This window comes from Brevundimonas sp., assembly GCF_965279155.1.
Lineage (GTDB): Bacteria > Pseudomonadota > Alphaproteobacteria > Caulobacterales > Caulobacteraceae > Brevundimonas.
In genome coordinates this window covers 642,704-664,690 of record NZ_OZ257138.1, presented here as the reverse complement: position 1 = coordinate 664,690, position 21,987 = coordinate 642,704, and the positions used below count along the sequence as shown (strand labels likewise).

General features: G+C 67.4%; 21 protein-coding genes. 12 read left to right on the top strand and 9 right to left on the bottom strand.

The features are described 5' to 3' along the window. Window positions 1–18: 18 nt before the first annotated feature. Together ACQY72_RS03295 and ACQY72_RS03290 are read right to left on the bottom strand one after the other, a co-directional pair. Window positions 19–1,419 (bottom strand): M48 family metalloprotease, encoded by a 1,401-nt coding sequence (locus ACQY72_RS03295; RefSeq protein WP_428155743.1) that lies wholly within the window; start codon window positions 1,417–1,419, stop codon window positions 19–21. Between the two features lie 59 nt (window positions 1,420–1,478). Further along, the gene (locus ACQY72_RS03290; RefSeq protein WP_428155741.1) at window positions 1,479–4,220 is read right to left on the bottom strand and encodes an Rne/Rng family ribonuclease; all 2,742 of its coding nucleotides are present in this window, start codon (window positions 4,218–4,220) and stop codon (window positions 1,479–1,481) included. Window positions 4,221–4,728: 508 nt separating this feature from the next. Here ACQY72_RS03290 and ACQY72_RS03285 point away from each other — a divergent pair. Further along, entirely contained in the window at window positions 4,729–5,898 is a 1,170-nt protein-coding gene (locus tag ACQY72_RS03285; RefSeq protein ID WP_428155740.1) for an N-acetylmuramoyl-L-alanine amidase family protein, read from the top strand. Between the two features lie 45 nt (window positions 5,899–5,943). After that, complete coding sequence (locus ACQY72_RS03280) at window positions 5,944–6,621, top strand: SDR family oxidoreductase (RefSeq protein WP_428155738.1); 678 nt, start codon at window positions 5,944–5,946, stop codon at window positions 6,619–6,621. 6 nt (window positions 6,622–6,627) lie between these two features. Here ACQY72_RS03280 and ACQY72_RS03275 read toward each other — a convergent pair whose 3' ends face one another. Next, window positions 6,628–7,296 carry a J domain-containing protein gene (locus ACQY72_RS03275; protein WP_428155736.1) on the bottom strand — a complete coding sequence of 223 codons (669 nt, stop codon included), beginning with the start codon at window positions 7,294–7,296 and terminating at the stop codon, window positions 6,628–6,630. A gap of 45 nt (window positions 7,297–7,341) precedes the next feature. On the opposite strand from ACQY72_RS03275, the gene ACQY72_RS03270 reads away from it, so the two are divergent. The 7 genes from ACQY72_RS03270 (at window position 7,342) to ACQY72_RS03240 (ending at window position 15,915) form a co-directional block, all read left to right on the top strand. Next, entirely contained in the window at window positions 7,342–7,647 is a 306-nt protein-coding gene (locus ACQY72_RS03270; protein ID WP_428155734.1) for a BolA family protein, read from the top strand. A gap of 80 nt (window positions 7,648–7,727) precedes the next feature. Further along, window positions 7,728–9,548: a response regulator gene (locus ACQY72_RS03265; RefSeq protein WP_428155732.1), complete on the top strand. Its 1,821-nt coding sequence runs from the start codon at window positions 7,728–7,730 to the stop codon at window positions 9,546–9,548. Between the two features lie 124 nt (window positions 9,549–9,672). Then, complete coding sequence (locus ACQY72_RS03260; RefSeq protein ID WP_428155730.1) at window positions 9,673–10,149, top strand: RcnB family protein; 477 nt, start codon at window positions 9,673–9,675, stop codon at window positions 10,147–10,149. A gap of 96 nt (window positions 10,150–10,245) precedes the next feature. Then, complete coding sequence (locus tag ACQY72_RS03255) at window positions 10,246–11,934, top strand: cisplatin damage response ATP-dependent DNA ligase (protein ID WP_428155728.1); 1,689 nt, start codon at window positions 10,246–10,248, stop codon at window positions 11,932–11,934. A 50-nt stretch (window positions 11,935–11,984) separates the two neighbouring features. Next, the gene (locus tag ACQY72_RS03250; protein ID WP_428155726.1) at window positions 11,985–12,938 is read left to right on the top strand and encodes a mechanosensitive ion channel family protein; all 954 of its coding nucleotides are present in this window, start codon (window positions 11,985–11,987) and stop codon (window positions 12,936–12,938) included. Then, window positions 12,938–13,954, top strand: a complete 1,017-nt coding sequence (locus ACQY72_RS03245) for a threonine aldolase family protein (RefSeq protein ID WP_428155724.1) — start codon at window positions 12,938–12,940, stop codon at window positions 13,952–13,954. The genes ACQY72_RS03250 and ACQY72_RS03245 overlap by 1 nt, the downstream gene beginning before the upstream one ends. A 110-nt stretch (window positions 13,955–14,064) precedes the next feature. Next, window positions 14,065–15,915, top strand: a complete 1,851-nt coding sequence (locus tag ACQY72_RS03240) for an ABCB family ABC transporter ATP-binding protein/permease (RefSeq protein ID WP_428155723.1) — start codon at window positions 14,065–14,067, stop codon at window positions 15,913–15,915. Here ACQY72_RS03240 and ACQY72_RS03235 read toward each other — a convergent pair. From ACQY72_RS03235 to ACQY72_RS03210, 6 genes are all read right to left on the bottom strand, one after another. Next, a complete protein-coding gene (locus ACQY72_RS03235; RefSeq protein WP_428155721.1) occupies window positions 15,900–16,379 on the bottom strand; it encodes a chemotaxis protein CheE in 480 nt (159 codons plus the stop codon). The genes ACQY72_RS03240 and ACQY72_RS03235 overlap by 16 nt on opposite strands. Beyond that, window positions 16,376–16,927 (bottom strand): response regulator, encoded by a 552-nt coding sequence (locus ACQY72_RS03230; RefSeq protein ID WP_428155719.1) that lies wholly within the window; start codon window positions 16,925–16,927, stop codon window positions 16,376–16,378. Before ACQY72_RS03230 ends, ACQY72_RS03235 begins: the two co-directional genes overlap by 4 nt. A 122-nt stretch (window positions 16,928–17,049) precedes the next feature. Next, window positions 17,050–17,997, bottom strand: coding sequence for an acetyl-CoA carboxylase carboxyltransferase subunit alpha (locus ACQY72_RS03225; protein ID WP_159844693.1), 948 nt, complete (start codon window positions 17,995–17,997; stop codon window positions 17,050–17,052). A 90-nt stretch (window positions 17,998–18,087) separates the two neighbouring features. Next, complete coding sequence (locus tag ACQY72_RS03220) at window positions 18,088–18,282, bottom strand: type II toxin-antitoxin system HicA family toxin (protein WP_184277871.1); 195 nt, start codon at window positions 18,280–18,282, stop codon at window positions 18,088–18,090. 103 nt (window positions 18,283–18,385) lie between these two features. Continuing rightward, window positions 18,386–18,610 (bottom strand): DUF1902 domain-containing protein, encoded by a 225-nt coding sequence (locus ACQY72_RS03215; protein WP_428155717.1) that lies wholly within the window; start codon window positions 18,608–18,610, stop codon window positions 18,386–18,388. Between the two features lie 17 nt (window positions 18,611–18,627). Beyond that, window positions 18,628–19,530 carry a site-specific tyrosine recombinase XerD gene (locus ACQY72_RS03210; protein WP_428155716.1) on the bottom strand — a complete coding sequence of 301 codons (903 nt, stop codon included), beginning with the start codon at window positions 19,528–19,530 and terminating at the stop codon, window positions 18,628–18,630. A 125-nt stretch (window positions 19,531–19,655) separates the two neighbouring features. Between ACQY72_RS03210 and ACQY72_RS03205 the strand changes: the two genes are divergently transcribed. Genes ACQY72_RS03205 through ACQY72_RS03195 form a run of 3 tightly spaced genes read left to right on the top strand, consistent with a single transcriptional unit; the run spans window position 19,656 to window position 21,918 of the window. After that, window positions 19,656–20,222 carry a shikimate kinase gene (locus tag ACQY72_RS03205; RefSeq protein WP_428155714.1) on the top strand — a complete coding sequence of 189 codons (567 nt, stop codon included), beginning with the start codon at window positions 19,656–19,658 and terminating at the stop codon, window positions 20,220–20,222. Continuing rightward, on the top strand, window positions 20,219–21,325 hold the full coding sequence (gene aroB, locus ACQY72_RS03200; protein WP_428155713.1) for a 3-dehydroquinate synthase: 1,107 nt from the start codon (window positions 20,219–20,221) through the stop codon (window positions 21,323–21,325). The genes ACQY72_RS03205 and aroB overlap by 4 nt, the downstream gene beginning before the upstream one ends. Continuing rightward, the gene (locus ACQY72_RS03195; protein WP_428155712.1) at window positions 21,325–21,918 is read left to right on the top strand and encodes a GNAT family N-acetyltransferase; all 594 of its coding nucleotides are present in this window, start codon (window positions 21,325–21,327) and stop codon (window positions 21,916–21,918) included. The genes aroB and ACQY72_RS03195 overlap by 1 nt, the downstream gene beginning before the upstream one ends. The last annotated feature ends 69 nt before the right edge of the window (window positions 21,919–21,987 follow it).

Genomic DNA, 21,987 nt, shown 5'->3' with positions numbered 1-21,987 from the left:
CGCAGTCGGGGGAAGGGGTCAGTTCAGGGTGGCCGGTCGGCGCGCGGCGTCGCGGCGGTCCAGGTCGTTGAGATCGTCGGGCGTTGCGCCCGAGGCCAGGACGATGTCCACGGCCCGGCGCCATTCCATGGAGCCGGGGTCCAGCATAGAGCGGGCGCGAAGGGCGAACTGGGTCGCCTCCTTCTCGCTGCCGGCCGCGAAATAGTATTCGGCGGAGGCCAGGCGCGCCTCGCCCTCCTTGCCCTGCGTGGCATAGGCTTGGGCCAGCAGGCGCCAGGCCAGGGTGTTTTCCTTCTCGGCGACCACGGCGTGTTTCAGCTGGTCGATGGCCTTGTCCAGATTGGCCTTGTCGTTGGTCTCGATCAGGGCGTGGGCCAGGTTGACGCGCAGCAGGGGGGCGTCGGGTTTCAGGCGAACCGCCTCGCGGTGGGCGGCGACGGCCTCGGCCGGGCGGCCTTCCTCGAACAGGATCTGGCCCTTCAGTTCCTGGAAATAGGGGTTGTTGACGTCGCCGGCAATCAGTTCGTCCACCGCCGTCAGCGCCTTTTCCGTCTGGCCGTCGCGATACCAGGCGATGGCTCGGGCATAGCGGCCGGGCAGGGAGGTGTTGGTCGACGGATAGTCACGCAGCGTCGCGTTCGGCGGATCCATGAAGGCGTGGATCTTGGCCAGGATCAGGGCGTGCTGGGCCATCCGTTCGGGGCTGTCACGGTGATCGTAATGCGGCTGTTCCTGCACATAGCGGCGCAGGGTCTCGATCCGGTTCGACGACAGGGGGTGGCTGCGGAAATAGGGATAGCGACGGGCGTCCGAGAAGACTTCCTGAGAGCGGAAATTCTCGAAGAAGGAGACCAAGCCCGCGCCGGATTCGCCGGCGCCTTCCAGCGCGCGTGCGCCCGTTATGTCGGCTTCGCCTTCCTGGCTCTGCATATAGTGCAGGGCGCCCAGCGCACCGAAATACTGGCTGGAGCCCAGCAGGGCGACGCCTGCGTCGGGCGCGCCGGCCGCAATGGCCAGGGCGCCCAGGGCCATGGTCATCAGCATGGGCTGACGGCCGGCGTTCTGGGCCCCATCGCGAAGGGTGTGGCGGTTCTTGATGTGGCCCGCCTCGTGCGCCATCACGCCCAGCAGCTCGCCGGGCGTCTTGGTGCGCAGGATCAGGCCGGTGTTGACGCCCATGATCCGCCCGCGCGTGGCGAAGGCGTTCAGGTCGTCGTCGTTGACCAGCAGAACCTGGATGTCGGTCGGGTTCAGCCCCATCGAGACGAAGACCGGGTCGGCCCATTCGCGCACGATGCCCTCGACCTCGGTGTCGCGGATCAGGCTCTGAGCCGAGGCCTGGCCGGCGACAACGAGAGCCATAAGGCCCGCCGCCGTCGCCGCCAGAACGCGAGATGCAGATCGGGGAAGCCATCTCATGGCTCTACTCCAATAGCGACCGGCCCCCGCCTGCATCCTGACAGTCTAATCGTGACCGATCAGCGGCGCCACCACCCACGCTTGGGCTTTTCAGGCGGTGCGACGATCTGGTTCGGATCTTCGGCGATGATCGATTCGACATCGACTTCGGGCGTCGGCGCCACGAACGGCTCGGCCAAGACGGCCGGCTGGGGTTCGGCCACAACGGGGGGAGCGACCGGCGCGGCAGGCTGCTCGACCGGGGCGACGGCGACCGGCTCGGCGACCAAGGCCTCGTGCGGGGTCACGTCCAGTTCGACCGGCGCGCCTTCGACCGTGGCCTCGTTCGGTTCGATGGCCGTGTCGGGATGCGGTTCGGCCGCGATCTCGACATTGGCGCTGGCCGACTTGCGACGCACGCGACGACGCTGGGGCTCGGGTTGAGGCTCGGGCGCGATGGCCGGCGCAGCAGCCTCGACGCTCTCACTGGTCGGTTCGACGATGACGGCCATCGGGGTCTCGGGCGAGCCGTCGGGCGGCATGCCTTCGTTGGTGGCGCGGTTCTCGACCTTGATATCGTGGCCGACGGGCGCGTCGCCACGACCCCGGCCGCGACGACGGCGACGGCGCGAACGGCCGCCTTCCTCGCCGGAGCCTTCGCCGGCGACAGCGTCCAGGCCTTCGACCTCGGCTTGAGCTTCAGCAGGACGTTCGGCGCGTTCGGGACGTTCGTTACGCGGTTCAGGGCGGCCCGGGTTCAGCGGGTCGAACCAGACATAGGGGTCGTCCAGCGACGGGGTGCGGCCACGGACCCAGGTATAGACGTCGCGCTCGCCATCCTCGCGGACACGGCGACCGCCACGGCGGCCACGGCGACGGCGACGGCCGTTCTCGTCTTCCTCGTCGTCCGAGGCGTCGTCGACGTTCAGCGTATCGGCGGCTTCTACGGTTTCGGCGACCTCTGCGGTCTCCTCGTCGCGACGACCGCCACGACGGCGGCGATTGCGGCCCCGGCCACGATCGCGACCGCCGGACTCGGCGCGTTCAGCCCGTTCGCGAGGCTCGTCATCGTCGCTGTCCTCGCGGTCCAGCGCCTCGACGTCGTCATCATCGTCGCCGACGATTTCCTCGTCGTCGTCCTCATCCTCGTCTTCGTACAGCGAGGCGTCGAAGTCGTCGTCGAGATTGGGCATCTCGATCTCGGGCGCGACGAAGTCCTCGTTGGTTTCGGTGCGCTCGATATTGTGCTCGCCCTGGCCCAGGCTGTCGTCGATCTGGACAATGACGTTCAGGCCGCGACGCTCCAGCAGCGACTGCAGATAGGCGCGCTTGTGGTTCAGGATGTACAGGCCAACGGCGGTGCAGACCTTCAGCACCACCACACCCGCGCCGTTCTTGCCGGCCTCGATGTCGACCGCGCGCAGGGTCATCAGGGCGGCGGATTCGGCGGAACGGATGCGGCCGGTGCCCTGGCAGTGCGGGCAGGCCTCGGTGGCGCCCTCGATCACGCCCAGGCGGCGACGCTGGCGGCTGATTTCCATCAGGCCGAACGGCGAGATGCGGCCCATCTGGATGCGGGCGCGGTCGGAGGACAGGGCCTCCTTCAACACGCGCTCGACGGCGCGGTTGTTCTTGCTCTCATCCATGTCGATGAAGTCGATGACGACCAGGCCGGCGAGGTCGCGCAGGCGCAGCTGGCGGGCGGCTTCTTCGGCCGCTTCCATATTGGTCTTGAACGCCGTCTGCTCGACGTTGCGTTCCTTGGTGGCGCGACCAGAGTTGACGTCGATGGCCACCAGGGCCTCGGTCTGGTTGATGACCAGATAGCCGCCCGACTTCAGCGGCACGACCGGCTGGTGGATCTGCGTCAGCAGTTCCTCGATGCCGTTGGCGGCGAACAGGGGCCGCGAGCCGCGATACAGGTGAACCTTGTTGGCCTGGGCGGGCATCAGCACGCGCATGAAGTCGCGCGCTTCCTTGAAGCCCTCGACGCCCTCGACCTGGATGCCGTCGAAATCCTTGTCGAACATGTCGCGCACGGCGCGGCGGACCAGGTTCTCTTCCTCGTAGATCACCGAGGGGGCATGGGAGTTCAGCGTGGTCTCGCGGATCGTCTCCCACAGGCGCATCAGATACTGATAGTCGCGCTTGATCTCGGCCTTGGTGCGCTTGGCGCCGGCCGTGCGGATGATCAGGCCCATGCCCTTGGGCACGTCCAGAGCCGAGACGGCGCTCTTCAGGCGGCGACGGTCGGAGGTGTTGGTGATCTTGCGGCTGATGCCGCCGCCCTTGCCCGTGTTGGGCATCAGGACGCAGTAGCGGCCGGCCAGCGACAGCCAGGTGGTCAGGGCCGCGCCCTTGGCGCCGCGCTCGTCCTTGACGACCTGAACCAGCAGGATCTGGCGACGCTTGATGACGTCCTGGATCTTGTAGCGACGCATCAGGCGGCGCTTCAGGCGTTCCTCGTCGGCCAGGGCGCCTTCGGGATCGACGTCGTCGCCGGTCGATTCCCGGTCCAGATCGTCCTCGTCCTCATCGTCGTGCGCTTCGGCCATGATGGCTTCGCGGTCGGCGACCGGGATCTGGTAATAGTCCGGGTGGATTTCGTTGAAGGCCAGGAAGCCGTGGCGGTTGCCGCCGTATTCGATGAACGCAGCCTGCAGGCTGGGCTCTACGCGGGTGACCTTGGCGAGGTAGATGTTGCCGCGAAGCTGGCGCTTCGCACGGGATTCGAAATCGAATTCCTCAATTTGGCGTCCGTCCACGATGGCGACCCGGGTCTCCTCGGGATGCGCCGCATCGATCAGCATTGTCCTTGACATGGATAGTCTCTCTCTGGCGCGCGCAGGCCGACCGTCCCGGAACACCGGGCAGGGTCATGGCGGCTCGCCGAATGAAGGTGAGGGCCGGCGCGCGCGACATCCCCTCGCCGAGAACGGCGAAGCGGGCTTGATCAAGCCGTTGGGGAACGCAGGCGGAAAGGCCCATTGAAGTCGTCGGTCCTGAACCGGGCGCGCCAATCCCTTGGGAAGGCCGCGTCCCTGGTCCGCTCTTCGAACCATCGGCGATGCCGGGGCGGTTCTCGGATTGGTGAAAGTCAACGCCGCGAGGAGGGCGCGCCAAGATTCGCAGAGGCGAAATCGGCGCGATCGGTTCGCGAGCGGTCACAGCATAGTCACGCAACTGGAGAATTAAAAGGCGTTCGCCTTAACCCCCTGAATACGAGCGTCTGGCATGATGACGGTCTAGTAGGCTTAAAGTGGGTTTGGCGTCGCAATGAGCGGTCGCGTTTTGACAGGTTTGATGCGCTGGGGCGCGAAGGAATGGGCGATGACCGCCCTGGCCTTCGTGGTCATCTGCGTGGTCGGTCTGTTCGCGACGCGCGGTTTCGCCTGGGGCGCTCAAGGGGATGTGCTGGCCGTGCGTTTCGGCGCCGACGGCGACCGGACCCGCGTCGTCATCGATCTGGACAAGTCGGCGCAAGGCCGTGTCATCGACGCGGGCGGCGAGGGCCGCGTGGTCTTGGCCCTGAACGGCGTCGCGCCGGGACGGGGGCTGAGCGGCGGCGGATCGGGCCTGGTGCGGTCCTATGAAGTCACATCTTCCGGTGGGTCGTCGCGGGTTCAACTGGAACTGGCGCGAGGCAGCGAGATCGAACGACGCTTCCTGCTGCCGCCCGGCGACGGCGTAAGCCACTATCGTTATGTCGTGGATTTGAAGGCGACCGGCGCGGCCGTACGCGCGTCCAACACGCCTGCGCCGCGACCCAGCGCTCCGCCGCGCCGGGCCGAACGGCCGCTGATCGTCATCGACGCCGGCCACGGCGGCAACGATCCCGGCGCCAGCGGCGCCAGCGCCAAGGAAAAGCAGGTCACTCTGGCCGCCGCCCTGGCGCTGAAGGCCGAACTGGAGCGCAACGGTCGTTATCGCGTGCGGCTGACGCGGTCCGACGATCGGTATGTGGACCTGTATCGCCGGGTGTCCATCGCGCGCCAGTCGGACGCCGACCTGTTCATCTCTCTGCACGCCGACGCCGGGGCCGATCCGGCGCTGCGCGGGGCCAGCGTCTATACGCTGTCGGAACAGGGCGCCGGCCGGGCCGTGCGCGAGTTCACGCGCGGCGACAACTGGCACCGCGAACTGCACCTGCCGGGCCGCGACCCGTCGGTGGATCGCATCCTGCTGGATATGACCCAGCGCGCGACCCAGAATCGCTCGGCTCAGTTCGCCCGCGTCCTGCTGACCCATCTGGAAGCCTCGGACCAGCCGCTGCTGCGCCGCAGCCATCGCGATGCGGGTCTGGCCGTTCTGCTGGCGCCCGACGTGCCGGCCGTGCTGCTGGAAATGGGCTTCATCACCAATCCCGAGGACGAGCGGCTGCTGACCGACGAGCGCGCGCGCCGTCGTTTGATGAAGTCGGTCGCGGACGGCATCGACCGCTATTTCCGCGAACCGTCGGCGCCGATGATGACCGCCTCGAACAGCGGGGCGGCGGGTTAAGGCCGGCGCGGCGCAACCAAGACCGGCTTCGCCGGTTCCAAGCCCATGAAAAGAGCAATCGTTACGGGCGGCGCAGGTCTGATCGGATCCGGCGTCTGCAAGGCCCTGGCTGCGCGCGGGTGGGAGGTCGCGTCCTTCGACCTGAGGGCCGGCATGACCGACACCCGCCAGATCCTGTGCGACATCGGCGACGAGGCCTCGGTCGCCAAAGCCTATGAGGAACTCGGCTGGTCGGAGCTGGACCTGCTGGTGAACAACGGCGGCGTCGCCAATCCGATCAACGGGCCGCTGGCCGAACTGTCGCTGGAAACCTGGCGCAACACGGTCGACAGCCACCTGACGGGCGCCTTCCTGATGACCCGCAGCGCCATTCCCCTGCTGGCGGAGGGCGGGAGCATCATCAACATGGTCTCGACCCGCGCCTTCATGTCGGAACCCGAGACCGAAGCCTATGCCGCGTCCAAGGGCGCGATCGTCGCCCTGACCCACGCCCTGGCCATCAGCCTGGGGCCGAAGACGCGAGTGAATGCGATCGCGCCGGGCTGGATTTCCGGCGACGACGACCTGCGGCCGGTCGATCATGAGCAGCATCCCGTCGGCCGGGTGGGGCGGGTCGAGGACATCGCCCAGGCCGTGCTCTATCTGGCCGACGCGGGCTTCGTCACGGGGCAGGTGCTGACGGTGGATGGCGGCATGACCCGCAAGATGATCTACGCCGAATAGGCGAGATCAGGCTAGGCCGGCCTTCTTCAGCGTCTTCCAGGCCTTGATGACCCGTTGCAGCTTGGCCTCCGCGCCCCGGTCGCCGTTGTTGGTGTCGGGGTGAAAGCGTTTCAGCAGGTCGTGGTACTGGGCCTTGATCCTGGCCTTGTCCGCGCCGGGATCCAGATCCAGGTCGGCCAGTGCGGTGCGTTCCAGCTTGCCGATGCGACGATCCTCGGTCGGAGACTGGGGCGCCTGATCCCCCTTGCGCCCGAACAGGCCGAAGCTGTCGCGCCACGAGCCTGCGCCGGTGGTGTTGGACGTGCCCATCTTGGCGGCGAAGGCGGCGGCTTCGCGCGTGAACTTGCCGGCCTGCATTTCCCAGGTCGGGCGGCCGCCGGTCATGGCCTCGTTTTCCTGCAGGTTGCGAATCTGGCCTTCGCTCATGCCGGCGTAGAAGTTCCAGCCCTTGTTGTACTCGCCGGCGTGGGGCTGGCAGAATTCATAGAAGTCGTTCAACCGCTCTCGCGACTTCGGCGCCTTGGCGGCCGCGGCCCTGCGGCAGTCGGGCCATTGGCACGGCGTCTCGCCCGGCTTGAGGTGAAGGACATCGGCTTTCGCCGCCTCTTCATCGGGCTTGGGCGGCTTCACCCGAATGTCGGTGAAGCGCGGCTTGTATTGAAAGGAGGCGGACATCAGCCGAAGTGTAAGGCCGAATGGGACAGCATCAAGGAATCGATCATGTCAGAAGGCCCGGTTGCGACGATTATTCGTGCAAAACTGACCGATGGGCTCTCGCCGCAACGGCTGGAGGTCGAAGATGACAGCTGGCGACACGCCGGTCACCATCACGAAGGCGGGATGGATGCAAAACCCGGTGGGGAAAGCCACTTCAATCTGGTGATCGTTTCGGCCGCTTTCCAGGGGCAGTCGCGTCTGGCGCGTCAGCGGGCGGTCAACGCCTTGCTCAAGGACGAGATGGCCGGACCCGTTCACGCCCTGTCGATCAAGGCGCTGACGCCGGAGGAGGCGGGGGAACTCGCATGACCAAAAAAACAGCGTTCACATCGTCTTAGAACCTTCGTCTTAACGTCACGCGACCAAACAGAACGTGGGGATCTGGGCTTATGGTGGAATCAGACGGCGTCGCGAAGGCGCTTCCGGGCGATCAACGCGCCGGGGATGCAGCCCAGGCGCTGACCGCCATTCTGCAGACGCAGTACCTGCGCTACATGATCATCGCGTCCTGGGCACTTGGTCTGCTGGGCACGGTGGGCTTGTGGCAGGCCGTGCTGTGGTTCGGGTTGACCGTCGCCGCCGGCTCCGTGCGCGGCATGGTCGAAAAGCGGCTGAGCCACCAGGTCGAGACGGGATGGGGCATGATCTTCCCTATCGTCGCCACGGTGACGACCGGCGCCTGGGCCATCGCGCCCCTGCTGGCCTGGTTCTCGCCTTCCGATTTCGGGCGGCCGCTGGCCCTGGCCCTGATCATCTCCGGCTATGTGCTGGTGTTCGCCCAGCTGCGCAGTTCGCCGCGCCAGGCCCTGATCATTTCGTCCCCCTATGGCGCTGCGGCGGCGGTCATTCTGTTCAGCCTGTGGGGCTCGAACGAATTCTGGTCGATGCTGGCCGTCCTGCCGTTCACGGCGGCGGGTCTGTTCGTGCTGGTGACCATGACCCTGCTGCGCGAAGAGCGCATCCGCGCCTTCCAGTCACACCAGGCCCATCTGATCGAGGAACTGGAAGCCGCGCGCGACAAGGCCAATGCGGCCAACGACGCCAAGTCGAACTTCCTGGGCGTGATCTCCCACGAACTGCGTACGCCGATGAACGGCGTCCTGGGCGCGGCCCAGCTGCTCAGCGCCACGCGGCTGGAGGCGACACAGCGCGAGTATCTGTCGATCATCCGCAACTCTGGCGACAACCTGCTGTCGCTGCTGAACGACATCCTCGACATGACCAAGATCGAGGCGGGCAAGATGAATTTCGAGGTGATCGATATCGCCGTCGACGGCCTGCACAAGCGGATCACCGGCCCGTTCGAGGCCCAGGCCGAAGCCAAGGGGCTGGAGTTCGTCTCGACCCTGGAGGGTGAAATCCCGACGGTGGTGCGCGGCGATCCGCTGCGGGTCTGCCAGGTGGTGCAGAACCTGCTGTCGAACGCGGTCAAGTTCACCGAGGCGGGCCAGATCCATTATATCGTGCGCGGACACCGCGTGTCGGACCAGCGCGTGCGGTTCGAGTTCATCGTCAAGGACAGCGGCACCGGCATCGCGGCGGCGGATCTGGAACGCCTGTTCCTGCCCTTCACCCAGGTCGATACCTCCTCGACGCGCCGGTTCGGCGGCACGGGTCTGGGCCTGACCATCGCGCGGCGCATGGCCAACATCATGGGCGGCGATATCACCGTCACCTCCAGACTGGCGGAAGGCTCGTGCTTCACGCTGGAGATCGAGGCCGAGGTGGTGGAGTGGGCCAAGCCGGTTGCGGCCGATGAAATTTTCGCCGAGATCGCGGGCGGCGAATCGCTGCGTGTTCTGGTGGTCGAGGATCATCCGGTGAACCGCATGATCCTGGAAGCCTGGATGAGTTCGGCTAGCCACGTCACCTCGACGGCCGAAAACGGCCAGATGGCGGTCGAGATCGCCCAGGATCAGCCGTTCGACCTGATCATCATGGACGTGAACATGCCGGTCATGGACGGCCTGACCGCGACCCGACTTATTCGCGACGGTGGGGGCCAGAATGCGGGCACGCCCATCGTCGTCCTGTCGGCTTCGGCCCGGACCGAAGATCACGAAGCCGGCCTGGACGCCGGCGCCGACGCCTATCTGAACAAGCCCATCGACTTCAGCGCCCTGGCCGCCCTGATGGGACGGGTCGGGGGCGGACGCGAGGCGGTCGGAGAGATGGCGCTGCCGCCATCCGAGACCTCCGTCGCCGCCTGATTGCGGCCGAGACGTGTTCCTCAGGTGAATGTAGGCCGATGACGGCGGTTCAGACGCGCCTCAGCCGCCGCGCTCCATAACTGCGCTCAAGTCGAAGCCCTTCGACGCAGTTGGAGACACGATCATGAAGAAGATCCTTACCGCTACGATGGCCGCACTGATGGCCACGACCGCCCTGGGCGCCGCCGGCGCCGCCTCGGCCCAATCGCGCGGCGATCACCGCTATGAGCAGCGCGAAGACCGTCGCGATCATCGCCAGGACCGTCGTGACGACCGCCGCGAGTTCCGTCAGGACCAGCGTCAGGACCGCCAGGAGTATCGCCAGCAACAACGCGCCTATGACCGCTGGCAGCGGGCCGAGCGTCGCTACAACGCTCCCCGCTATGCACCCCCGCGCGGTTATGCGGTGCGCACCTGGAGCTATGGCCAGCGCATGCCGTCCTACTACCGGACCAACGCCTATGTGGTGAACGACTACAACCGCTATGGCCTGCGCGCCCCGCCGCGTGGCTATCAATACGTCCGCAGCGGCAATGACGTGGTTCTGGCCGCCGTCGCCGGGGGTCTGATCACCGCCGTGATCGCCGGCCTGTTCAACTGATCTCCTGAGATCGAAGGCGCGCCCCGGAGGGAAACCTCCGGGGCGTTTTTCGTTCTGATGGTGCGGCGACGCTTCGAGCGCCCAAGATGGATGACGATGCGCGCCTTCGCCGAGCTTCTGGATCGCCTGTCCCTGACGGCTTCGCGCAATGCGAAGCTGGTGCTGGTGAGGGATTATCTGAGGGCGACGCCCGATCCCGACCGGGGCTGGGCGCTGGCGGCGCTGACGGGCGACCTGACGTTCGACGCCGCCAAGCCGGCCATGATCAGGAAGGCGGTCGAGGGGCGGGTGGACAGCGTGCTGTTCGGCTGGTCCTACGACTATGTCGGGGATCTGGCCGAGACGGTGGCGTTGATCTGGCCCGTGACGCCCGATCATCGGCCCAATCGCGAGCCCGAGCTGGCCGAGGTGGTCGAGGCCTTGCGCACCGCCAGCCGTGCCGAGGTGCGGGGCCTGCTTGAAGGCTGGCTCGACGCGCTGGAACCCAAAGGGCGGTGGGCGCTGCTCAAGCTGATGACCGGGGCCCTGCGGGTCGGACTGTCGGCGCGGTTGGCCAAGACGGCGGCGGCGATTATGCGACCGGACGCCGTGATGGCGCCGCCGTCGCCGGACGGGGATGAAGCCCAGACGACGCTGGAGACCCTCGACGCCTCGGCCATCGAGGAGGTCTGGCATGCGGTCGAACCGCCATACGCCGACCTGTTCGCCTGGCTGGAGGGCAGGGCGGAGCGGCCCAGCCCGGATGCGCCCGGCCGGTTTCGGCCCGTCATGCTGGCGGTCGCCATCGACGAGGCGGTCGATCTGCCCAAACTGTCGCCGGCCGATTATGCCGCCGAGTGGAAGTGGGACGGCATACGGGTTCAGGCGGTGCTGGAGGGCGATGTCAGCAAGCTGTATTCCCGCACCGGCGACGAGATTTCGGCCGCCTTTCCCGATGTGATGGAGGCTCTGGCTTTCCAGGGCGCGATCGACGGCGAACTGATCGTCTGGCGCGACGGGGCGGTGGCGCCGTTCGGAGATTTGCAGCAGCGGCTGAACCGCAAGACGGTGGACGCCAAGGCGATGCAGGCCTTTCCGGCGGCGGTGGTCGCCTATGACCTGCTGGCGCAGGACGGCGAGGATTTGCGAAGCCTGCCGTTGCGCGACCGCCGGGCGCGGTTGGAAACCTTGATAGCGGGCCATATGGGCGAGCGGCTGCATCTGTCGCCGGTGGTCGATTACGCCGATTGGGATCAACTGGCGCGGCTCAGGGCCAATCCGCCGGTCGGGGCGGCGGCCGAGGGGCTGATGCTGAAACGCTGGGACAGCCCCTATCTGGCGGGACGGCCCAAGGGGCCGTGGTTCAAGTGGAAGCGTGATCCGCACGTCATCGACGCCGTCCTGATGTACGCCCAGCGCGGACATGGGAAACGATCCAGCTTCTATTCCGACTACACCTTCGGGGTTTGGACGCCGGAGGGGGCGCTGACGCCGGTGGGCAAGGCCTATTTCGGCTTCACCGACGAGGAGCTGAAACAGCTCGACAAGTTCGTGCGTGACCACACCATCGACCGGTTCGGGCCGGTGCGCTCCGTGCGGGCCGAGCGGGACTTCGGCCTGGTGCTGGAGATCGCCTTCGAGGGGCTGAACCGATCAACGCGGCACAAGTCGGGCGTGGCCATGCGCTTCCCGCGCGTCAGCCGCATCCGCTGGGACAAGCCGGCGCGAGAGGCCAACACCATCGACGACGTGATGGACCTGCTGGACGCCATCGAAAGCGGCGGCGGCCGGATCGCCAAGGCCTGAAATCGGGCTTCGGGGGTTCCAATCGGCGCGTCAGGCGTTAGACCCGGCCTATGTCCACGCCTCTTCCCACCGATGTCGCCGAAGCCGTCGCCGCAGGTCGCAAAGCCGTTTCCGTCGACGCCGCCGTGATCGCCAAACTGACCGACATGGCCGGTGATTTCGCGATCAACCTGTCCATCGCCATCCTGATTTTCGTCGTAACGGTCTTCGCGGCGAAATGGGCGGCGCGGGCGGCGCGCAACGCCCTGTCGCGCGTGAAGGGCTTCCGCCACGATCCGACGGTCCTGAGCTTTGCGGTGCAGGTGGTGCGGGTGGTGGTGTTCATCATCGGCATGATCGCGGTGCTGCAACGGCTTGGCGTGCAGACGACCTCGATCATCGCGGTCCTGGGCGCGGCGTCGCTGGCCGTCGGCCTGGCGCTGCAAGGCACGCTGTCGAACGTGGCGTCGGGGATCATGCTGCTGGTGCTGCGTCCCTATCGCGTCGGAGACATCGTCGATGTCGGCGGAATGACTGGCACGGTGCAGCGGCTGGACCTGTTCACCACCCAGCTGTCGAACGCCAACAACCACAAGATCGTCATCCCGAATTCCAAGGTGCTGAGCGATCCGCTGACCAACCTGACCGGCCAGCAGACGCGGCGGATCGAGATCCACTTCTCCGTCGGCTACGGCGACGACCTGAACCAGGCGCGCTGCGTTCTGGCCGATATGGCAGAGGGCCATGACAAGGTGCTGCACGATCCCCATCCCTGGACGGGGGTGACGGGCCTGCTGGACAGTTCGGTTCAGGTGACGCTGCATGCCTGGGTCAAGGTGGGCGACTGGTGGCAGACACAGGCTGATCTGATGCAGGGCGGCAAGGAGGCGCTGGACGCCGCCGGCATCGAAATCCCGTTCCCGCATCAGGTCGCCGTGCCCTATGGCGACGAGGATGTGATGCCGGTGGTCCGGGTTCGGACCGTCGAAGACGACCAGAGCGATCCCAAGGCGAAGACGAGCTGATGCGTTACGATTTCGGATCCGACAACACCGCCGGCATGGCCCTGAGCGCCATCGAAGGCCTGGTGCGCGCCAACAAGGGGTTTGCGCGAGCTTACGGCGCCGACGACACCACCGCGCGCGCCGCCGATCAGATCCGCCAGCGGCTGGATGCGGACGCCGAGGTGCGGTTCGTCTTCAGCGGAACGGCGGCCAACGCCATCGCCCTGTCGATGCTGGCCCAGCCCTATGAGGCGGTGCTGGCGCACAACGCCGCCCACATCTGCACCGATGAGACCGGGGCGCCGGGCTTCTTCGGTCACGGCGTCGGCCTGATCGGCCTGCCGGGCTTTTCGGGCAAGATCGATCCCTTGGCCCTGCAGGCGCATCTGGGCGAGGCCGAAGTCGGCCACCGCCAGCCGCCGGCGGCCCTGTCGCTGACCCAGGCCACCGAATATGGCGCGGTCTATACCGAGGAAGAACTGCGTCATCTGATCGAGCCGACCAAGGCGCTGGGCTACGGCGTCCATATGGATGGCGCGCGCCTGACCAATGCGGTCGCCTCGGGGTTCGATCTGAAGGACATCGCGCGGCTAGGCGTGGACGTGCTGGTGTTCGGCGGGGCCAAGGCGGGCGCCAACTGCGCCGAGGCCATCGTCCTGTTCGACAAGCGCCTGGCGCGGCGGCTGGACAATCGCCTGAAACAGGCGGGGCAGACGGCGTCCAAGGCGCGGATGTTGTCGGGACCGATGCTGGGGCTGCTGGAAAGCGGCGACTGGGAATCGGGCGGCGCCCACGCCAATCTGATGGCGCAGCGGCTGGCGGCGGGGATTGCGGTACACACGCCCTTCGTGTTGGCCCATCCGGTCGAGGCCAACGCTGTGTTCGTGCGGATGTCGCCTGAGGCGCACGCGCGCCTGAACGCCTTGGGCTGGGCCTGCTATCCGTTCGACGATGGATCGGTGCGCTTCGTCTGTTCGTGGGCGACGCAGGAACCGGCCGTGGACGAGTTGATCGAGGCGGTCGTCAGCCTGGGTTGAGCGAGTAATCCCCGGTCGCGCGCCAGCGTGGCCTTTCCCCGGTCGCAATGGGTTTCCATATGCGGATCATGGCGATACGAGGCGAACGCTCCGGCGGCAGGCGTGACCCGATGGTCAAGGCGCAGCAGGCAGGGAGCACACAGGACAAGACGGACGGACCCCCGACGCTGACGGCGTTGGCGGACCTTGCGCGGCTGGTGGCCCGTTCGGGCGCGCCGCACCTGAAGCTGAGGCTGATCTTCGCCATTCTGCTGACGCTAGCAGGCAAGGGGCTGGGCGTCATGGCGCCGCTGGTGCTGGGCGCCGCGGTCAACCGGCTGGCGGCGGGGCAGGGCGCAGCGACGGCCGTCGGTCTGGGCTTTGCGGCCTTCGCCATCGGCTGGACGGTCGTGCGGTTCCTGTCGGCCGCTTCTCCCCTGATCTCGGACGTGGTGTTCGCGCCCGTGCGCGCCGCCGCCCAACGCACCACGGCGGCCGAGGCCTTCGCCCATGCGCTGAGCCTGTCGCTGGACTTCCACCAGACCAAACGCTCGGGCGCCCTGTCGCGGACGATGGATCGCGGGTCGCGGGCGGTGGACTTCCTGCTGCGCATCCTGGCCTTCAACCTGATCCCGACCGGCGTCGAGCTGGTGCTGGCCGCCGGGGTTCTGGGCGCGAAATACGACTGGCGTTTCGCCGCCGTCGCCGTGGTCGTGGTGGTGATCTACACCGCCGCCACCTTCGCCATGTCCAACTGGCGGCTGGAGCATCGCCGGATCATGAATGCGGCGGATTCCGAGGCGGCCGGCGTCTCGGTCGACGCCCTGCTGAACTATGAGACGGTCAAGTCGTTCGGCGCCGAGACGCGTGCGGCCCAGACCTATGACCGGGCGCTGGGCGACTATGCCGAGGCCTCTCTGAAGGCCAACAGCTCGCTGGCTATGCTGAACGGCATGCAGGCCCTGGTGATGAACCTCGGGCTGGGCGTCATGGCGGTGATGGCCGGGTTTGAGGCGGCGGCCGGTCGGATGGGGCCGGGCGACGTGACGGCGGCCGTGCTGATCATGATCTCGCTGTATGCGCCGCTGAACATCCTGGGCTTCGCCTATCGGGAAATTCGCCAGTCCTTCATAGACATGGAGGAGATGCTGAAGGTGACGCGTCAGACGCCACAGGTCGCAGACGCCCCCAATGCGCTGGCCTTGCCGCGCCCGGTCGATGCGCGCGGCGCGTCCGTCCGGTTCGAAAACGTCGGCTTCCGCCACGACGCGCGGGCCAATGGACTGGAGGACGTCAGCTTCTTTGCGGCGCCCGGCACGACGACGGCGCTGGTCGGGCCGTCCGGCTCGGGCAAGTCCACCATCGTCAAATTGGCGCTGCGTCTGCTCGATCCGCAGGAGGGGCGCGTGCTGATCGACGGCCATGATGCGCGTCAGGTGACGCAGGCGTCGTTGCGGGCTGCGGTGGCCTTGGTGCCGCAGGATGTGGCCCTGTTCAACGAGACCCTGGGCGCCAACATCGCCTTCGCGCGGCCTGATGCGGACGAGGCCCAGGTCTGGGCGGCGGCCGAGGCGGCGGAACTGGCCGACTTCATTCGCGGCCTGCCGGACGGGATGGAGACGCGGGTCGGGGAACGGGGCCTGAAGCTGTCCGGCGGCGAACGCCAGCGCGTCGGCATCGCGCGGGCGCTGCTGGCCGATCCCTGCATCCTGATCCTGGACGAGGCGACCAGCGCCCTGGACAGCCGAACCGAGGCCGCGATCCAGAAGACCCTGCAAAAGGCGCGTCATGGCCGCACAACATTGGTGGTGGCGCACAGGCTGTCCACCGTGGCGGACGCCGATCAGATCCTGGTGCTGAAGGCCGGGCGGATCGTCGAGCGCGGCGGGCACCACGAGCTGGTGGCGCGGCAGGGCGGGGAATACGCCGCCCTGTGGCGCAAGCAGACGCGCGCCGGCAAGACGTCTCAGATCGCGGACTGATCGCCGGAAGGCAGCTTCTTGCGCAGGACTTCGTGCAGATTGCTCAGGATGGCGCTGCGGGCGGCCTGTTCCTCGGGCGGAAGCGCCAGCAGCAGCTTCATCGCCTGAGCGTGGACGGTGGCGATCCGCCAGTCGAACCCGCCCTGACGCGGGGCTGCGTCCAGCAGGTCGCACAGCCCCTTGGCCGCCGTACACAGGTCGTCCATCGCGAACGGGCTGGCCGCATCGATGATCTGGCTGGAGGCGGAATAGGCCAGGTCCAGCCGGATCGGCTCGATCAGGTCGGGCTCGGGCTTGGCCAGCAGGACGGCGATATTGTCGACGATGATGGCGCGGGCCTGATCCTGCAAGGCGTCCAGATTGGCCCTGGCCTGGGCCAAGGCGACCCCGACGCTGAAGCCGCCGGGGCGATCCAGCATCTCGGACAGGCGCGACTTGCGCTGGGTGTGCGTGATGACGGTCATAGGGCCAGGCTCTCCATTCCATTGGCCTTGCGCAACATGTCGGCCCGGCGTTCGACGCCCTCATAGTCGCTGTGTCGGAACCGGCGGTCCGGTCCCAGGTAATCGCCGACCTCCAGGAAGGGTCGGCTGTCGCGGGCGACCCACAGGATGCGCTCCAGCAGCATGGCGGGGCTGAACGGTTTGGTGACGACGAAGTTGGCGCCGCAGTCTCTCGCCTCGGCCACGCGACCACGCCGGATATGGCTGGCGGTCATGATGACGGGGGTGAAGGCGTTGGGGTTGGGGCCGGATCGACGCAGCCAGCGCACCAGTTCGAACCCATCGATGTCGGGCATGTCGGTATCCACGACCAGCAGATCGATGGGCTTGTCGGTCAGCAGCTTCTTGGCCTGGGTTCCCGTGCCGCAGGCGAAGGCCGGCCGGATGCCGAATCCCGTCAGGGCGTTGGACGTCAGCGTCAACGAGAAGGGCGAATCGTCGACGATCATCGTGATCGCGCCGCCCAGATTGAAGACGGCGCTTTCGCGCAGGGATTCGCCGCCGCTCATGCCGCGAAGGCCTCGGTCTGTCCTGCCGTCGTCGTCATCATGGCCGGTCGCAAACCCCGAAGCCCCCTCGATAAAGGCCAAGGTTGGCAGACGATGGTGGACGCTGCGTTAACGCTGTTCGGTTAGAGGGCGCCGATGGCGTAGAAACGGTCGGCGCGGCGCTTCTTGATCTGCTGGGGCGACAGGCCTTCGAAACCCTTCAGTTCTTCGGCCAGCACGTCGCCGACATTGGCCATGGCGGCGTCGCGGTCTGTGTGGGCGCCGCCGACCGGCTCCTCGATCAGGCGATCCACGATCTTGAGGCCCATCAAATCGGGGCCGGTGATCTTCATCGCCATGGCCGCGTCCCTGGCCCGCGCGCCGTCGCGCCACAGGATGCCGGCCGCGCCTTCGGGCGAGATGACCGAATAGATCGAATGCTCCAGCATCAGCACGCGGCTGGCCGCCGCAATGGCGATGGCGCCGCCCGAACCCCCTTCGCCGGTGATGGTGGCGATGGAGGGGACGCCCAGGGTCAGGCAGCGCTCGGTCGAGCGGGCGATGGCCTCGGCCTGGCCGCGCTCCTCGGCGCCCAGGCCCGGATAGGCGCCCGCGGTGTCGATGAAGCTGAGGACCGGCAGGCCGAACTGTTCGGCCATGTCCATCAGGCGCACGGCCTTGCGATAGCCCTCGGGCCGGGCCATGCCGAAGTTGTGGGTGATGCGGGTGGCGGTGTCGTGGCCCTTTTCATGGCCCATGATCACGACCGGCCGGCCGCGAAAACGCGCCAGACCGCCCAGGATGGCCTGGTCGTCGCCGAATTGACGGTCGCCGTGCAGTTCGTTCCAGTCGGTGAACAGGCTCTGGACGTAGTCGATGAAGTGCGGACGCTGCGGGTGGCGCGCGACCTGGGTCTTCATCCACGGGTCCAGACCGGCATAGGTCTTCTTGCGCAGCTGCTCGGCCTTCTTGCGCAGGCCCTCGATCTCATTGTCGAAATCGCCCGAGGCGTCGGACAGCAGCGACAGCTCCTCGATCTTGGCTTCCAGATCGGCGATCGGCTTTTCGAAGTCGAGATAGTGCGTGGCCATCAAGGCGTCCGGGAACTGCGAGCGGGCAATAGCGCCCTTGGGGAAGGCGGGGGAACCTAGAGAGGTCAACGCCGCCGGGCAAGCGGCGGTTCAGAAGGCCTTTGGCAAACCGGCCTGTTTGAGGACGGTGTTGGCGGTGTGTCGGCTCTTTGAGCGTGGAACGATCACGGCATGCGGCTGATCCGGGTGCCTCCATTTCTCGTGACTGCCCTTGGCGTTGACGACGCGACGCCATCCGGCGGCGAAGAGGAGGGCGGTCAGTTCGGGGTAGAAGTCCTTGGGCATGTCCAGATCACTCGTTGTTCTGGAATGTTGATGCCGTCACACTACGCGAAGGTGAGAATGCACCGCTTGTTGTGTGGTGCGGTGCGGACAACGACGCAAGATGTCACGCTGCAATGACGTCGAAGCCGCCAGCGGCTTCAAAGCGCACCGGCACTGCACCGTGGACGCCGAGATTTTCCGCCAGAAGTTCCGGGGCGAAATGGCGTGCGAGGTTCTCGAACTCACCGAGCGTCGCTGTCTCCAGCACTAGCCCGACGATGTTCGATTCGCTGCACCAGACCCCCGCTTCGGGATCCCAGATCGCCTTGACGTAAAACTCTTCAGTCATGGCGCAAATATGCGCCGTCAGTCGTCGCGCGCCAAGGGGTGGTTTTGCTGGACGACCTGGGCCAGGCGGTCGGTGGCGACGTGGGTGTAGATCTGGGTCGTGGCGATGTCGACGTGGCCCAGCAGGGTCTGGACGACGCGCAGGTCGGCGCCGCCCTCCAGCAGGTGGGTGGCGAAGGCGTGGCGCAGGACGTGTGGGCTGACGCGGGCCGGGTCGATGCCCGCCGTGATCGCGGCCTCGTCCAGCAGTTGAGCGAAACGGCGGGGGGTCAGGTGGCCGGTGCGGCCGGATGAGGGGAAAAGCCAGGGGCTGTCGGGCGCCTCAGGTTTTCGTTTGGCGTCGCGGGCCGTCAGCCAGGCCTTGATAGCCTCGCGCGCGGCGGTGTTGAGGGGCGCGAGCCGTTCCTTGCCGCCCTTGCCGCGCACGATCAGATAGGCGGGGTCGCGGCGGATGGCCTCGACCTTGAGCCCCAGCAGTTCCGACACCCGCAGGCCCGAGGCGTAGGCCATCTCGACCAGGGCGACCAGGCGCAGGCCCGCCGCCGCGTCGCGGGCGGCGGCGGCGGCCAGCAGGGCGTCGATCTCGTCGCGGCTCAGCATCTTGGGCAGGGACCGGCCCTGTTTGGGCGCGTCGAGGCGGCGCGACGGATCGTCGGTGCGCCAGCCCTCGGCCAGGGCGAATCGATAGAACTGACGCGCGGACGAACGCCTGCGGGCGGCGGTGGCGGCGGACAGGCCGCGTCGCGATAGATCCGCGAACCAGCCCTCGACCGCCTCGGCGTCGGCCTTCATCAGACCGCCGGCGTCAGACAGGGCGGCTTCGGCGTCCGCCAGGTCGCGGCCATAGGCGGACAGGGTGTGGGGCGAGGCGTCGCGTTCGACCGCCATCATCTCCAGAAAGGCCTCGATCTGGGGCGTCATCGCACCGTTCGTCCTTCGAACGGATGGCTTGGGGGCGGGCTTGGTGTAGAGGTTTGATCGATCATGCCTGCCTGCGTCGCCGCCTTCGCCGTCCTTTCGACCGACCGTTCCGCCGGAGCCGCCGGATGAGGCGGCGCGCGAATCCGGGACCGAACCGCACCATAGCCCTGGTCGGGCTGATGGGGGTGGGCAAATCGTCGGTGGGGCGCCGGCTGGCCAATCGGCTGAAACTCCCCTTCGCAGACGGGGACGTGGAGATCGAATCGGCGGCCGGGATGACGGTGTCGGAAATCTTCGCCGCCCTGGGCGAGGCCGAGTTCAGGGCGGGCGAGGCGCGGGTGATCCGCCGCCTGCTGGAAGGGCCGCCCATCGTGCTGGCGACCGGCGGCGGGGCGATGATGAACCCGGAAACGCGGGCGCTGTTGAAAGCCCGGGCCGACACCGTCTGGCTGAGGGCGGATCTGGCGGTGATCGCAGAGCGGGTGGCGCGGCGCGACACGCGGCCATTGCTGCGCGGCAAGGATCCGCTGGAGGTCCTGACGACCTTGGCCGAGGCGCGCTATCCAATCTATGGCGAGGCGGACGTGACCGTGGACGTCGGGCAGGGCTCGCACGGCCAGGCGGTGGACGCCATTCACAAGAACCTGCGCCGGCACTGGCGCCACAGACGGCGCGCGGAGACAAAGACGTGACGATCATTCCGGTCAGCGGCGGGGCCTTTGCGGCCTATGACGTTGTTGTGGGACGCGGCCTTCTGGCCCAGGCGGGGGCGCATATCGCGCCGCTGGCCAAGGGGCGGACGGTCATCGTCACCGACGAGACGGTGGCGGGCATCCACGCCCAGGCCCTGACGGCGTCGCTGACGGCGGCGGGGGTCAAAAGCGAGATCGTGGCCGTGCCGGCGGGCGAGGGGTCCAAGTCCTTCGCCGAGTTGGAGCGTGTGCTGGATCGGCTGCTGGAGATCGGGCTGGACCGCAAGGATGTGGTCATCGCCCTGGGCGGCGGGGTCGTGGGGGATTTGGCGGGTCTGGCGGCGGCGCTGTTCATGCGCGGCATCGACTTCGTGCAGATCCCAACGACCCTGCTGGCCCAGGTCGATTCTTCCGTCGGCGGCAAGACGGCCATCGACACGCCGCGCGGCAAGAACCTGGTCGGCGCTTTTCATCAGCCGCGTCTGGTGCTGGCGGACATCGACGTGCTGGCGACGCTGCCGGAACGCCAGGTGAGGTCCGGCTGGGCCGAGGTGCTGAAGCACGGGCTGATCTGCGATGCGGCCTTCTTCGACTGGCTGGCGGGCGAGGGGGCTGTGGGCGCCGAGGGTAGTCCGGCGGCGCTGGAGCGGGCCGTGATCCGCTCGGTCGAGATCAAGAGCGCCGTGGTCGGCGAGGATGAAAAGGAGGCCGGGCGGCGCGCCCTGCTGAACCTGGGCCACACCTTCGGCCATGCGATCGAGACGGAGGTCGGCTTCGACGAGGGCGCGCTGGCGCACGGCGAGGCGGTGGCGCTGGGGTGCTGCATGGCCTTCCGCTATTCGGCGCGCGAGGGGCTGTGTTCGGCGCAGGATGTGACGCGGGTCGAGGCGGTGGTCGCGGCGGCGGGCCTGCCGACGCGGCTGGATCAGGCGGGTTCTTTCGTGGCCGAACGGCTGCTGGCCCTGATGGCGGGGGACAAGAAGGCCGAGGGCGGGGCGCTGACCCTGATCCTGGCGCGCGGCATCGGCCAGGCCTTCGTCGCCAAGGGCGTCGATTCGACCAAGGTGCGGGCTTTTCTGATCGAGGAAGGCGCGACCGCGTGATGCGGATCGCGAAGGTTCCGCTGGAGGACCGGTTCGTGCGGCTGGAGCCGTTCGAGGACGGCCTGAAGGCAGAGGTGCGGACGGCGCTCGATTGCGACGCCGCCGCCTGGGACATCATGGTGGCGCCGGCCTATGGCGGTCATTTCAACGGTTGGTGGGACAACGCCCTGGCGGCCATGCAGGCGGGCACACGTATCGCCTATGCGGTGCGGCGGCTGTCGGACGGGGCGGTGCTCGGCACGACCAGCCTGTACGAGATCAACCCGGCCTATCGCCGCTGCGAGATCGGCTCGACCTTCTATCGGCCAGAAGCGAGAGGCGGGGCGATCAACCCGGCCTGCAAGCGGCTGTTGCTCGGGCACGCCTTCGACGCGGGCGCGGTGCGGGTCGAGATCATCACCGACGCCGTCAACGCCCGGAGCCAGGCCGCCATTCTGAAGCTGGGCGCCAAGGCCGAAGGCGTGCTGCGCAAGCACAAGATCACCTGGACGGGGCGGGCGCGCGACACCGCCATGTTCGCTGTGATCGACGACGACTGGCCCGAGGTGCGGGACGGGCTGGATCGAAGGCTGGCGGCATTCGGGGGCGATTAGGCAGGGCCTTCAAACCCTTCGCCCATTACCAAAGCTTCACTGGCGGCTTGGGGATTGAAGTGGTGGTTT

What these genes read in the sequence shown, in the direction of transcription:
- ACQY72_RS03255 (WP_428155728.1), top strand. Translation starts at nt 10,246, where the DNA reads ATGCGCGCCTTCGCCGAGCTTCTGGATCGCCTGTCCCTGACGGCTTCG.
- ACQY72_RS03240 (WP_428155723.1), top strand. Translation starts at nt 14,065, where the DNA reads ATGGTCAAGGCGCAGCAGGCAGGGAGCACACAGGACAAGACGGACGGA.
- ACQY72_RS03195 (WP_428155712.1), top strand. Translation starts at nt 21,325, where the DNA reads ATGCGGATCGCGAAGGTTCCGCTGGAGGACCGGTTCGTGCGGCTGGAG.
- ACQY72_RS03215 (WP_428155717.1), bottom strand. Translation starts at nt 18,610, where the DNA reads ATGACTGAAGAGTTTTACGTCAAGGCGATCTGGGATCCCGAAGCGGGG.
- ACQY72_RS03280 (WP_428155738.1), top strand. Translation starts at nt 5,944, where the DNA reads ATGAAAAGAGCAATCGTTACGGGCGGCGCAGGTCTGATCGGATCCGGC.
- ACQY72_RS03275 (WP_428155736.1), bottom strand. Translation starts at nt 7,296, where the DNA reads ATGTCCGCCTCCTTTCAATACAAGCCGCGCTTCACCGACATTCGGGTG.
- ACQY72_RS03270 (WP_428155734.1), top strand. Translation starts at nt 7,342, where the DNA reads ATGTCAGAAGGCCCGGTTGCGACGATTATTCGTGCAAAACTGACCGAT.
- ACQY72_RS03260 (WP_428155730.1), top strand. Translation starts at nt 9,673, where the DNA reads ATGAAGAAGATCCTTACCGCTACGATGGCCGCACTGATGGCCACGACC.
- ACQY72_RS03290 (WP_428155741.1), bottom strand. Translation starts at nt 4,220, where the DNA reads ATGTCAAGGACAATGCTGATCGATGCGGCGCATCCCGAGGAGACCCGG.
- ACQY72_RS03265 (WP_428155732.1), top strand. Translation starts at nt 7,728, where the DNA reads ATGGTGGAATCAGACGGCGTCGCGAAGGCGCTTCCGGGCGATCAACGC.
- ACQY72_RS03250 (WP_428155726.1), top strand. Translation starts at nt 11,985, where the DNA reads ATGTCCACGCCTCTTCCCACCGATGTCGCCGAAGCCGTCGCCGCAGGT.
- ACQY72_RS03225 (WP_159844693.1), bottom strand. Translation starts at nt 17,997, where the DNA reads ATGGCCACGCACTATCTCGACTTCGAAAAGCCGATCGCCGATCTGGAA.
- ACQY72_RS03245 (WP_428155724.1), top strand. Translation starts at nt 12,938, where the DNA reads ATGCGTTACGATTTCGGATCCGACAACACCGCCGGCATGGCCCTGAGC.
- ACQY72_RS03295 (WP_428155743.1), bottom strand. Translation starts at nt 1,419, where the DNA reads ATGAGATGGCTTCCCCGATCTGCATCTCGCGTTCTGGCGGCGACGGCG.
- ACQY72_RS03235 (WP_428155721.1), bottom strand. Translation starts at nt 16,379, where the DNA reads ATGACCGTCATCACGCACACCCAGCGCAAGTCGCGCCTGTCCGAGATG.
- ACQY72_RS03220 (WP_184277871.1), bottom strand. Translation starts at nt 18,282, where the DNA reads ATGCCCAAGGACTTCTACCCCGAACTGACCGCCCTCCTCTTCGCCGCC.
- ACQY72_RS03230 (WP_428155719.1), bottom strand. Translation starts at nt 16,927, where the DNA reads ATGAGCGGCGGCGAATCCCTGCGCGAAAGCGCCGTCTTCAATCTGGGC.
- ACQY72_RS03285 (WP_428155740.1), top strand. Translation starts at nt 4,729, where the DNA reads ATGACCGCCCTGGCCTTCGTGGTCATCTGCGTGGTCGGTCTGTTCGCG.
- ACQY72_RS03210 (WP_428155716.1), bottom strand. Translation starts at nt 19,530, where the DNA reads ATGACGCCCCAGATCGAGGCCTTTCTGGAGATGATGGCGGTCGAACGC.
- ACQY72_RS03205 (WP_428155714.1), top strand. Translation starts at nt 19,656, where the DNA reads ATGAGGCGGCGCGCGAATCCGGGACCGAACCGCACCATAGCCCTGGTC.